This is a genomic window from Mesorhizobium sp. WSM4906 (assembly GCF_029674625.1).
Taxonomy (GTDB): Bacteria; Pseudomonadota; Alphaproteobacteria; order Rhizobiales; family Rhizobiaceae; genus Mesorhizobium.
Window position 1 is genome coordinate 994656 of sequence record NZ_CP121355.1, and the last position, 12241, is coordinate 1006896.

Below are 12241 nucleotides of genomic sequence, written 5' to 3' on the forward strand. Positions count from 1 at the left end.
GGAGTAGGGAAAGATGGCGGCAGCACGTGCCCTACTCCCTTACTCCCCTATTCCCCTACTCCCCTCCAACTAAGGAGACGGAGCCAGGCTCCGCAGACGAAAATGGCAAGACAAGATCAGGCCAACGACCAATTCTCGCTCACCTCGTTCCTCTATGGCGGCAACGCCGACTACATTGACGCGCTCTACGCCGCCTATGAGGACAATCCGGCCTCCGTCGATCCGGAGTGGCAGGATTTCTTCGCGGCGCTGAAGGACGACGCTGGCGACGTTCGCAAAAACGCCACCGGCGCTTCCTGGGCGAAGCCCTCCTGGCCGCTGCAGGCCAATGGCGAGCTGGTCTCGGCACTCGACGGCAATTGGGGCCTCATCGAGAAGCACATCGAAAAGAAGGTGAAGGAAAAGGCGGTCGTCAACGGCGCGGCCCTTTCCGACGCCGACGTGCACCAGGCGACGCGCGATTCCGTGCGCGCCATCATGATGATCCGCGCCTACCGCATGCGCGGCCATCTGCACGCCAAACTCGATCCGCTGGGCATCGCCAATCCGCTCGAGGACTATAACGAGCTGTCGCCGGAAAATTACGGCTTCACAACAGCCGACTACGACCGGCCGATCTTCCTCGACAATGTGCTGGGCCTCGAGTTCGGCACCATCCGGCAGATGCTGGATATCCTCACCCGCACCTATTGCTCGACGCTCGGCGTCGAATTCATGCACATCTCCGATCCCGAGGAGAAGGCCTGGATCCAGGCGCGCATCGAGGGCGCCGACAAGGAGATCACCTTCACCGCCACCGGCAAGAAGGCGATCCTGTCGAAGCTGATCGAGGCCGAAGGCTTCGAGCAGTTTATCGACGTCAAGTACAAGGGCACCAAGCGCTTCGGCCTCGACGGCGGCGAATCGCTGATCCCGGCGCTGGAGCAGATCATCAAGCGCGGCGGCCAGCTAGGCCTGAAGGAAGTCGTGCTCGGCATGGCGCATCGCGGCCGCCTCAACGTGCTTTCCCAGGTCATGGCCAAGCCGCACCGCGCCATCTTCCACGAGTTCAAGGGCGGCTCGGCCGCGCCCGACGACGTCGAGGGCTCTGGCGACGTGAAGTACCATCTCGGCGCCTCGTCGGACCGCGAGTTCGACGGCAACAAGGTGCACCTGTCGCTGACCGCCAATCCCTCGCATCTGGAGATCGTCGACCCCGTCGTGATGGGCAAGGCGCGTGCCAAGCAGGACCAGCTCGCCGGCCGCGAGCGCGGTGAGATCGTGCCGCTGTCGGAGCGCGCCAAGGTGATGCCGCTGCTGCTGCATGGCGATGCCGCCTTTGCCGGCCAGGGCGTCATCGCCGAGATGTTCGGGCTCTCCGGCCTGCGCGGTCATCGCGTCGCCGGCACGCTGCATTTCATCATCAACAACCAGATCGGCTTCACCACCAATCCGCGCTTCTCGCGCTCGTCGCCCTATCCGTCGGATGTGGCCAAGATGATCGAGGCGCCGATCTTCCACGTCAACGGCGACGATCCGGAAGCGGTGGTGCACGCCGCGAAGGTGGCGACCGAATTCCGCATGAAGTTCCACAAGCCGGTGGTGGTGGACATGTTCTGCTACCGCCGCTTCGGCCACAACGAAGGCGACGAGCCGTCCTTCACGCAGCCGATCATGTACCGCAACATCCGCAGCCATAAGACGACGGTGCAGGTCTATGCCGACCGGCTGATCGCCGAAGGCCATATCACCCAGGCCGAGGTCGACAAGATGCGGGCCGACTGGCGCGCGCATCTCGAGTCTGAGTTTGAAGTCGGCCAATCCTACAAGCCGAACAAGGCCGACTGGCTGGACGGCGCATGGTCGGGCCTGCGCACGGCCGACAACCAGGACGAACAGCGCCGCGGCAAGACCGCGGTGCCGGTCCGCACGCTCAAGGAAATCGGCAAGAAGCTGACCGAGGTGCCGAAGGATTTCGAGGCGCACAAGACGATCCTACGCTTCCTCGAGAACCGCCGCCAGGCGATCGAATCCGGCGAAGGCATCGACTGGTCGACGGCCGAGGCGCTGGCCTTCGGCGCCATCCTGCTCGACGGCAACCCGATCCGCCTCTCCGGCCAGGATTCGGAGCGCGGCACCTTCTCGCAGCGCCATTCCGTGCTCTACGACCAGCGCGACGAGACCCGCTACATCCCGCTCAACAACCTGTCGGCGGCGCAGGCCGGCTACGAGGTCATCAACTCGATGCTCTCGGAAGAGGCCGTGCTCGGCTTCGAATATGGCTACAGCCTGGCCGAGCCGAAGGCGCTGACGCTCTGGGAAGCGCAGTTCGGCGATTTCGCCAACGGCGCCCAGGTGGTGTTCGACCAGTTCATCTCGTCCGGCGAGCGGAAGTGGCTGAGAATGTCGGGCCTGGTCTGCCTGCTGCCACACGGCTACGAGGGCCAGGGGCCGGAGCATTCGTCGGCACGCCTCGAGCGCTTCCTGCAGCTCTGCGCCGAGGACAACATGCAGGTCGCCAACGTCACGACGCCGGCTAACTATTTCCACATCCTGCGCCGGCAATTGAAGCGCGACTTCCGCAAGCCGCTGATCCTGATGACGCCGAAGTCGCTGCTGCGCCACAAGCGGGCGGTGTCGACGCTGTCGGAGATGGCGGGCGAAAGCTCGTTCCACCGGCTGTTGTGGGACGACGCGCAGCTGTTGGCCGACCAGCCGATCAAGCTGGTCAAGGACTCCAAGATACGCCGCGTCGTGCTGTGCTCGGGCAAGGTCTATTACGACCTCTACGAGGAGCGCGAGAAGCGCGGCATCAACGACATCTACCTGCTGCGCGTCGAACAGCTCTATCCGTTCCCGGCCAAGGCGCTGATCACCGAGCTGTCGCGCTTCCGAAATGCCGAGATGGTGTGGTGCCAGGAAGAGCCAAAGAACATGGGCGCCTGGTCGTTCATCGACCCCTATCTCGAATGGGTGCTGGCGCATATCGACGCCAAGCATCAGCGGGTGCGCTATACCGGCCGGCCGGCCTCGGCCTCGCCGGCGACCGGACTGATGTCGAAGCATCTCAGCCAGCTCGCTGCCTTGCTCGACGACGCGCTTGGTGAATAGGCAGGCCTTGGGCGAATAAGCAGACCCGAACGAAACAGATCTCAAGAAGAGAAGAGAACGGACAGGCACAATGGCTACCGAAATCCGCGTCCCCACTCTCGGCGAATCCGTCACCGAGGCGACCGTCGGCAAGTGGTTCAAGAAGGTCGGCGACGTGATCGCCGCCGATGAGCCGCTGGTCGAGCTCGAAACCGACAAGGTGACGGTGGAGGTGCCTGCCGCGGGCGCCGGGACGCTCTCCGAGATCACCGTCAAGGAAGGCGAGACGGTCAATGTCGGCGCGCTGCTCGGCTCCATTTCCGCCGGTGGCGAAGCGGCTGCTCCCGCCGCCGCCAAGCCGCACGCGGTGGCGCAGGCCTCGAGCCCAGACGCCGCCTCCACGACCAAGCAGGCCGCGGCCGAAACCGCCAAGGTTGCCGGCGGCGGTGGTCCGATCGAACAGCGCACCATGCCGCCGGCGCCGGCCGCGGCGAAGCTGATCGCCGAGCACAATCTCGCTGTCGACCACCTGCCGGGTTCGGGCAAGCGCGGCCAGGTGCTGAAGGGCGACGTGCTCGATGCGATCGCCAAGGGCGCGCCCTCGCAGCCGGCCGAGACGCCGAAAGCGGCACCTGCTCCCGTCGCGGCCCGCGCGCCGTCGACGACCGACGACGCCGCGCGCGAGGAGCGCGTGCGCATGACGAAGCTGCGCCAGACGATCGCGCGGCGGCTGAAGGAGGCGCAGTCGACCGCCGCCATGCTCACCACCTTCAACGAGGTGGACATGAGCGCGGTAATGGCGCTGAGGGCGAAGTACAAGGACGTGTTCGAGAAGAAGCACGGCGTGAAGCTCGGCTTCATGGGCTTCTTCACCAAGGCGGTGACACACGCGCTGAAGGAGATCCCGGCCGTCAATGCCGAGATCGACGGCACCGACATCATCTACAAGAACTTCGCCCATGTCGGCGTCGCCGTCGGCACGGACAAGGGCCTGGTGGTGCCGGTGGTGCGCGACGCCGACCAGATGTCGATCGCCGAGATCGAGAAGGAGATCGGCCGGCTCGGCCTCGCCGCGCGCGACGGCAAGCTGTCGGTCGCGGACATGCAGGGCGGTACGTTCACGATTTCCAATGGCGGCGTTTACGGGTCGCTGATGTCGACGCCGATCCTCAACGCGCCGCAGTCCGGCATCCTCGGCATGCACAAGATCCAGGAGCGGCCGATGGTGGTCGGCGGCCAGATCGTGATCAGGCCGATGATGTATCTGGCGCTCAGCTACGACCACCGCATCGTCGACGGCAAGGAAGCGGTGACCTTCCTGGTGCGCGTCAAGGAAAGCCTGGAGGATCCCGAGCGGCTGGTGCTCGATCTGTGATCGGAGCTGGTCCGCAATGAGCGGCTGGTCAGATGCCTTACGCCGATTCCTTCGGCGTGGACGCGTCTGGCTTTTCTCCGACTTGCCCGTGGTCGCTTCGCCCGCCGATTGGGGCGCCTCCGAGATCAGCAGCAATCTCGGTGTCTTCGCTCTCAGCGATGGGGAAATGGCACAGCGACAGATCGGTGCTATCACGATCGGTGAGCTTGAGTTGCCAACCGGCGAAATCGTCGCCTGCGATCCGTTGATCACTGGATTGGGACGGCCTCCGTTCAGCCGTAAGGTAAAGCCGGGACGCTATCCGGTCATACTGCTTCAAGTGCGGGGCACCGTTGCCGTGGCGGCGTTGCGATTCGGCTCTGGCTTGCCGGTGCGGTGGGAATTGGCCACTTTCGCCCGCGATCGCCCGTCGGCCTATGAGTTTGAGTTTATCGTTGATGACGCGGTTGCGTCGTTTATCGACAAGTCGGTCCTGACGCTAATGTCTGACCAAGAGGAACTTGACGATTATCTAGCTGACGTCGCGTGCACTATCGACAGGTTTTGTATCGCTAGTCCGCTTGAAGGCAACCCGATCAATGTAGCCATGTTCGACACTGGCTATGGCGACGGCGCGTATCGGTCTTTCTGGGGGTTGGACGCATCCGGCGAACCACTGCTCCTGATGACCGACTTCGAAGTGCTCGAAAACGCCGATGGCCGTAACGAGGCCGATCGATGAGGATACTTGCCTCACTCATAATCCGGTGGATGGCTAGATCGGCGGTTTTGTTGTCGGCTTCCGCCGCACAGGCCGCCTGCCCGATCCAGCTCGCCGTCTGTGGCGAGGCGAAAAGCGGGGCCGAGATCGACTTCACCCCAGCCGGCACCTCGGCGACGATCACCAACAGCTTCCGCATGATCCTCGACAACAATGTCGTGCTCGACGGCATCGCGATGTGGACCGAGGGCTCCGCCTCGCGCCCGCACGGCTCGCTGATGTACAAATGCCCGACCGGCGACGTCACCGGCGAGGAGCTTGCCGCCTGCACGGTCTGGGAAGGCGTGATCTACAGCGCCGATGACAAGGGCACCCTCGGGCTGCTGCCGGCCGAGGGCACCGACGCGCCGAAAAGCCTGATCTTTCCCGATCTCGGGCCGTCGCTCGAAATGTCGGCCGCTTACGGTCCCGCCGGCTTCTCCAAGGTGCCGTGGGACGTCTTTGCGCTGAAAGGCTGCCAGGAATGAGCACCGACAACAAGACGCTGCTGGTCACCGGCGGCAGCCGCGGCATCGGCGCCGCCATCTGCCGGCAGGCAAACCAGGCCGGCTATCGCGTTGCGGTCAACTATGTCTCCAACCAGGCTGCGGCCGAGGCGCTCGTCGCCGAGCTCCAAGCCGCGGGCGGCGAGGCCTTCGCGGTCAAGGGCGATGTCGGCAGCGAGGCCGATGTCGTGGCGATGTTCGAGGCGGTGGACCGCGCCTTCGGCCGGCTCGACGCCTTCGTCAACAATGCCGGCATCGTCGACGCCAAGGCGCGTGTCGACGCGATGAGCGTCGAGCGTGTCGAGCGCATGATGCGCATCAACGTCGTCGGCTCCTTCCTCTGCGCGCGCGAGGCGGTGAAGCGCATGTCGACCCGCCACGGAGGCCAGGGCGGCGCCATCGTCAACATCTCGTCCGCCGCTGCCAGGCTGGGCTCGCCCGGCGAATATGTCGACTACGCCGCCTCCAAGGGCGCGATCGACACGCTGACGATCGGGCTCGCGCGTGAAGTCGCGCTCGAAGGCATTCGCGTGAACGCGGTCAGCCCCGGCATCACCGAGACCGAGATCCATGCCTCGGGCGGACAGCCCGATCGCGTGGCGCGGATGCAGGACATGCTGCCGATGAAGCGCGCCGGCACGGCCGATGAGGTCGCGAGCGCGGTTCTCTATCTTCTGTCGGACGCGGCCTCCTATATAACGGGCGCGATCCTCAATGTGAGCGGCGGCCGCTGAAGGCCAGACCAGAAGGACACCATCATGGCTTATGACGTCGTAATCATCGGATCGGGGCCGGGCGGCTATGTTTGCGCCATCAAGGCGGCGCAGCTTGGCCTGAAGACGGCGGTGGTCGAGAAGAACGCCACCTTCGGCGGCACCTGCCTCAACATCGGCTGCATCCCGTCGAAGGCGCTGCTCCACGCCTCCGAGATGTTCGCCGAAGCTGCGCATGCCTTCGACACGCTGGGCGTCGAGGTCGGCGCGCCGAAGCTCAACCTCAAGAAGATGCTGGCGCACAAGGATGCGACCGTGGCCTCGAACGTCAGCGGCGTCGCCTTCCTGTTCAAGAAGAACAAGATCGACAGTTTCCGCGGCACCGGCAAGGTGATCGGCGCCGGCAAGGTGTCGGTGACGGGCGACGACGGCAAGGTCGAGGAGATCGAGACCAAGAACATCGTGATTGCCACCGGCTCCGACGTCGCCGGCATTCCGGGCGTCAAGGTCGACTTCGACGAGAAGGTGGTCGTGTCCTCGACCGGCGCGCTGTCGCTGGCCAAGGTGCCCGCCAGCCTCGTGGTGGTCGGCGGCGGCGTCATCGGGCTGGAGCTCGGCTCGGTGTGGGCCAGGCTCGGCGCCAAGGTCACGGTCGTCGAGTTCCTCGACACCATCCTCGGCGGCATGGACGGCGAGGTCTCGAAGCAGTTCCAGCGGCTGCTGTCCAAGCAGGGTTTCGAGTTCAAGTTAGGGGCCAAGGTCACCGGCGTCGCCAAGTCCAAGAAGGGCGCCAGCGTGACCTTCGAGCCGGTCAAGGGCGGCGCGGCGGAAACCATCGAGGCCGATGTCGTGCTGGTCGCGGCCGGGCGCCGCCCCTACGCCGACAGCCTGGGACTGAAGGAAGCGGGCGTCGAAACGGACGAGCGCGGCCGGGTCAAGACCGACGGGCATCTCAGGACCAGCGTGCCCGGCATCTATGCCATCGGCGACGTCATCGCCGGACCGATGCTGGCGCATAAGGCCGAGGACGAGGGCGTGGCGGTGGCCGAGATGATCGCCGGCCAGGCCGGCCACGTGAACTATGACGTCATCCCGAGCGTCGTTTATACCAGCCCGGAAATCGCCTCCGTCGGCAAGACCGAGGAAGAGCTGAAGAAGGCCGGCATCGACTACAAGGTCGGCAAATTCCCGTTCAGCGCCAATGGCCGCGCGCGCGCCATGCTGCACACCGACGGCTTCGTGAAGATCCTTGCCGACAAGGCAAGCGACCGCGTGCTCGGCGTCCATATCGTCGGCTTCGGCGCCGGCGAGATGATCCACGAAGCGGCAGTGCTGATGGAATTCGGCGGCTCCTCGGAGGACCTCGCCCGCACCTGCCATGCGCACCCGACCATGTCGGAAGCGGTGAAGGAAGCGGCGCTGGCGACGTTCTTCAAGCCTATCCATATTTAGCTGCGCTTGGCGCCGAACCTCCACTGCTTTCGTCATCCTAGGGCGAAGCAAGGAGCGAAGCGACGCGCGTAGACCCTAGGATCCATGCCGTGACGCTAAGGCGTTGCAACGGTTGCGTAATTTTGCGCTGTTGCGCTCTGCGGCAACGGTTTCGGCATGGATCCTCGGGTCAAGCCCCATAGGCGCTAACTTAGCAATCGATGTGCGATGGCGCGTCGTCGTCGGGGTGGTTCGCGCAAGCGGTGGAGCAGCAGGTCGAGGGAGATCAACCTGGTAGGCCCCAGTAATACAGCCATCGAGATGTTGGAGATTGCCAAGGCCACGAGACGCCAGATCGGCAGGGCGGATCGGTTCAGGCGGCCAGGGGGAGAGAGTCCGGCGCCTCGGGATCGAGGGCCGGCAGGTCATCTTCGGCCAGCAGGGCGGCCAGCAGAGCGGTGTTGATCCACAGGCGAGCCAGGTCGGGATCCTTTGCGCGGAGATCTTCCAGACCCACCAGCGACTTCATGCGTTTGAACGCCAGCTCGATCTGCCATCGCAGACGATAGGTCGAGGCGAGCCGCTCAGGCGGCCAGTCATCCGGCGGCAGCGATGTCAACAGCACCAGATAGCCGGCCATCTCGATGCCGGCCTGGCTGGGTTTGTATCTCGCCTTGGCCGCCAAACGGCGCGCCGCTCGTCTGGCCTTCTCAGCCGCCTCGGGCGGCATGGGCAGGATCACCACCCGAGCGGGTATCGCGACCCTGGACTTGCCGTCCTGGACGCCCACCGAAAGATCGAGCACGCCCTTCTTGCCCGCTTCACGGCACAGCGCCAAGCGATCCAATAGCCGGCCTTGGCCATCCAGCAGGCGTGGATAGTTTGAAGGGGCACGAACCAGAAAATCAGCCCCTGCCTCGATTACCCGAGCCAGATCGTCGGCCTTGGCGTGGGCACGGTCGGCGATCCGAAGCTCTCCGGCCCTGGCGCCGCGCGACAGCCGCTCGGCTTCATGGCGATCCGTGACCTCCACCGAACAGAGCTTCAGCGTTGCAAGATCAAACACCGTGTGCACCATCCAATAGACCCGCTTGGGACCAGGCGGCGCAACTACCGTGGCGTCCACCGCCATCATCCGCAGGCCTCCGTACAAGCCGGCGAAGGCTTCGGGGCAGCGCTCGGCAAGCAATTCCGAAACCAGGCCGCCCACCCAATCAGCACTGGCCTTCAGACGCTTCAGCATCGCCACGTCCGACATCGACGCCACTCCCCGCTGCTCGGCCCAACCAGCCAGCATCCGAAGCGAGAAGCGACCCAGCACATAGGCAAAACACAGCCGCAGCAGGTCAGCAGCGCTAGCCACCTGCCGTTTGCGCAGCAGCGCCCCAGCCTCCCGCGCGCTGGTCTCCAACTCTTCCGCCGAGCCCAATCGTCCGACCAGCTCGTCCCAATCCAAGGCTTGCAGCGAATCGCTCATGACCACGGTGAATCACTCACCACGATCACCGTCAAGCCTAAGTTAGCGCCTATGGGGCGAAGCCCGAGGATGACGAAGGCGCGGTTACCCGAAACAAAACGGCCCGCCTTTTGGCGGGCCGTTTGTCGTTGAGCTGTAGCTTGTTATTGAGCCGGCGCAGGTGCTGGAGCAGGCGCAGGTGCCGGAGCCGGAGCCGGGGCTGGCGCGGGCGCCGGAGCAGGTGTTGCGGGCGCCGGTTCAGGGGCCGGGGCCGGCGTGGTGGCGGCCGGCGGCTCGGCGGGCGCCGGGGCCTTTTCGCCGCCGCTTCTGCCAAAAACATAATACGCAACGATGGCCAGGATAATGACAACAAGGGCGATCAGCCACCCGCTGCCGCCGCCACCCGACGAGGGAGGGGTGCTCGGAGGGGTGAAGGGGTCGTTAGGGTTCGCCATGAAACGTGTCCTCCTTGGAAAGAAAGGCTTCAATCAACAGCCATCAAACGCGCAACCCTGAATTGGGTTTCACGCGGGCGGGCGGAAAGCGCTGAAAAACCGGCGTTTTCAGTCCGCCAGCCGCCAGACGACTCAGTTGACGGCGGTAACAGTATACCCCGCCTTGCGGAAATCTTCGACCAGTCCGTCAGGACCGGGCAGATGCAGCGCGCCGACCGCCATGAAGGCATTGCCCTTGGCCAGAATCGGCATGGCGTGGTCGACCATCACCTTATTGCGGCTGGTGATCATGGTCTGCTCGAAAGCGGCATAGTCGGCCTGGTCGTTCCCGGCATCAGGCAGCACGGCGCGGAACAGCGGCCAGAACATGCCGACCTCGCCGCGCTGGTAGAGCACGATCATCGTCTCGTTGACGTCGTTCACCTTGTCGCCGAGCTTCAGCGTCTCGACCAGCCCCTTCATGTGGTACGAAAGCGGCAGCGAGGCCATGGCGCGCAATTGGTCGGCGGCGGTTTCCAGTCCCTCGACGTCCTTTCCCGACGCCTTGGCGTCGGAGGCCAGCTTGACGTCCAGCACCGGCGCGCCGGCTGCCTGGCGTGCCACCTCGCAAGCCGGCAATGCCACCATGGCCGACAGGATCCATGGCTTCATCTTGGCGACGGTCAGGGGCGGGATGCCGCGTGCGTCGAGCCCCTTGTTCAGCACGGCCGCGTCTTCCGGCGACAGCAGCGAGGACAGCGTCGTGTTGTCGGTGAACATCATCAGGCCGGGCTCGGCGGCCATGGCGGCCATCATCTTGGCCTTGTCGAGGGCGTCGGTGGTTTCGATGATGATGGTGCCGGCGCCGTCATAGGCCTTCCGCGCGGCGGCCGGCAGCGTGGTGACGCGCGCGTCGGTCATATGCATGGTGCCGAAGAGATAGGACGGCGTTTCGCCCGGTTTCTCCAGCTTCCACAACAGGCTCTTGCCGTTCGGAACGGCGGCCGCCTCGGCCTCGACCTTCTCGAAGGCGGCGGGATCGCTCTTTGCAAGACCTGCCAGCAGATCGGTGCCGGCGCAGGCGGGAGCTTCGGCATGCGCCCTGCCGGCCAGCAGCAGGACGACGAGGAATGACAGGAAAAACAGCACGTTGAGTGCTGCAAGCAGCTTCAACGAGACGAGAGCCGCGCGGTCGGCGATGGCGATGACGCGTTTCATGAGGAGCTTCTTAACCGCCAAAAGCGGCAAAACCGTTAATCGGCGGAATGAAATTGTTCCCGGCGTGGTGAGCTGTCGGATGGAATACCCCTTATGGTAAGCGGAAACGCCCATCGGGGTCGTCATCCACGGGCGGAGCAAGGAGCGAAGCGACGCCGCGCAGACCCGAGGATCCATTCCGAGACGTGAGCCGTGGAATGCGACGATGCAGAATCCTACACCGTTGCGAAGCGTCGAGGTCATGGCATGGATACCAGGGTCTCCGCGACGGAGCTCCGCTCCTGCTTCGCCCTGATATGACGAAGTCTGGGTTCATGCCCTTGGATGAGCGGATTCGTAGATATCCAGCAGCCTTGCAGTGTCGACGCCCGTATAGACCTGCGTGGTCGACAGGCTGGCATGGCCGAGCAGTTCCTGGATGGTGCGCAGGTCGCCGCCGCGGCCAAGCAGATGCGTGGCGAAGGAATGGCGCAAGGCATGCGGCGTGGCGGTGTCCGGCAGGTTCAGCGCCGAGCGCAGCTTCGCCATCTCGCGCTGCAGGATCGCCGGGTTGAGCGGTCCGCCGCGGGCGCCGCGGAACAGCAGCTCCTTCGGATCGATATGGAAGGGACAGAGCCGCCGGTATTCGGCGACCGCACGTGACGCCACCGGCAGCACCGGCACCAGCCTTGTCTTGCCGCCCTTGCCGGTGATGCGCAGCACGGTTTCGGTTTCCGTGGCGAGATCGGCGCCGGTCAGGCCGAGCGCTTCCGAGATGCGCAGGCCGGAACCATAGAGCAGCGTCAGCACGGCGGCGTTGCGGGCGGCGATCCATGGCTCTTCCGCCAACTGGCCTTCCACGGCCACGACCTGTTTCGCATCGCTCGCGGTCAGCGGCTTGGGCAGCGATTTCGGCTGACGCGGCGCGCGCAGCGCTGCCGCACCTGCCGCGTTGGCGAGACCGCGCTTTTCGAGAAAGCGCAGCAGCGAACGGATGCCCGCCAGGCCGCGGCCGAGCGTGCGGGCGCCGGCGCCGTCGTTGCGGCGCGCGGCGAGGAAGCCGCGCAGATCGGCAGGCCGCAGGTCGGCGATGTCGGCGATGCCGGGCGGGCCGCCGCAATGTGCCGTCAAAAAATGCAGGAACTGGCGCGTGTCGCGCCCATAGGCTTCGACCGTCTCCGGCGAGAGCCGGCGCTCGCGCGCCAGCGTCTTCAGCCAGGTTTCGCGCGCCGCCTGAAGGTCGGGCTTTGCCGGGATGAGGAATTCCTGCATGGCCGCATTTTCCGCCCGGCAGGTTAGGAAGCGGTGAAGAGGCGATCAT

9 protein-coding genes are annotated in these 12241 nt (G+C 65.0%); 6 read left to right on the forward strand and 3 right to left on the reverse strand.

Going from position 1 to position 12241, the window contains the following annotated elements:
- Positions 1 to 102: 102 nt before the first annotated feature.
- From QAZ22_RS04735 to lpdA, 6 genes are all read left to right on the forward strand, one after another.
- A complete protein-coding gene (locus QAZ22_RS04735; RefSeq protein ID WP_278205830.1) occupies positions 103 to 3090 on the forward strand; it encodes a 2-oxoglutarate dehydrogenase E1 component in 2988 nt (995 codons plus the stop codon).
- A 70-nt stretch (positions 3091 to 3160) separates the two neighbouring features.
- A complete protein-coding gene (gene odhB / locus QAZ22_RS04740) occupies positions 3161 to 4444 on the forward strand; it encodes a 2-oxoglutarate dehydrogenase complex dihydrolipoyllysine-residue succinyltransferase (RefSeq protein WP_278205831.1) in 1284 nt (427 codons plus the stop codon).
- 16 nt (positions 4445 to 4460) lie between these two features.
- A complete protein-coding gene (locus tag QAZ22_RS04745) occupies positions 4461 to 5165 on the forward strand; it encodes a DUF4241 domain-containing protein (protein ID WP_278205832.1) in 705 nt (234 codons plus the stop codon).
- 29 nt (positions 5166 to 5194) lie between these two features.
- Entirely contained in the window at positions 5195 to 5671 is a 477-nt protein-coding gene (locus QAZ22_RS04750) for a hypothetical protein (protein WP_278205833.1), read from the forward strand.
- Entirely contained in the window at positions 5668 to 6423 is a 756-nt protein-coding gene (locus QAZ22_RS04755) for an SDR family oxidoreductase (RefSeq protein ID WP_278205834.1), read from the forward strand. The genes QAZ22_RS04750 and QAZ22_RS04755 overlap by 4 nt, the downstream gene beginning before the upstream one ends.
- A gap of 24 nt (positions 6424 to 6447) precedes the next feature.
- Positions 6448 to 7854 (forward strand): dihydrolipoyl dehydrogenase, encoded by a 1407-nt coding sequence (gene lpdA / locus QAZ22_RS04760; protein ID WP_278205835.1) that lies wholly within the window; start codon positions 6448 to 6450, stop codon positions 7852 to 7854.
- Between the two features lie 352 nt (positions 7855 to 8206).
- Here the strand turns inward: lpdA and QAZ22_RS04765 are convergent, their stop codons facing one another.
- From QAZ22_RS04765 to QAZ22_RS04775, 3 genes are all read right to left on the reverse strand, one after another.
- Entirely contained in the window at positions 8207 to 9310 is a 1104-nt protein-coding gene (locus tag QAZ22_RS04765) for an IS4 family transposase (RefSeq protein WP_278203250.1), read from the reverse strand.
- Between the two features lie 566 nt (positions 9311 to 9876).
- Positions 9877 to 10941, reverse strand: a complete 1065-nt coding sequence (locus tag QAZ22_RS04770; RefSeq protein ID WP_278205836.1) for a TraB/GumN family protein — start codon at positions 10939 to 10941, stop codon at positions 9877 to 9879.
- Between the two features lie 312 nt (positions 10942 to 11253).
- Positions 11254 to 12192, reverse strand: a complete 939-nt coding sequence (locus QAZ22_RS04775; protein WP_278205838.1) for a tyrosine recombinase XerC — start codon at positions 12190 to 12192, stop codon at positions 11254 to 11256.
- Positions 12193 to 12241 lie beyond the last annotated feature (49 nt).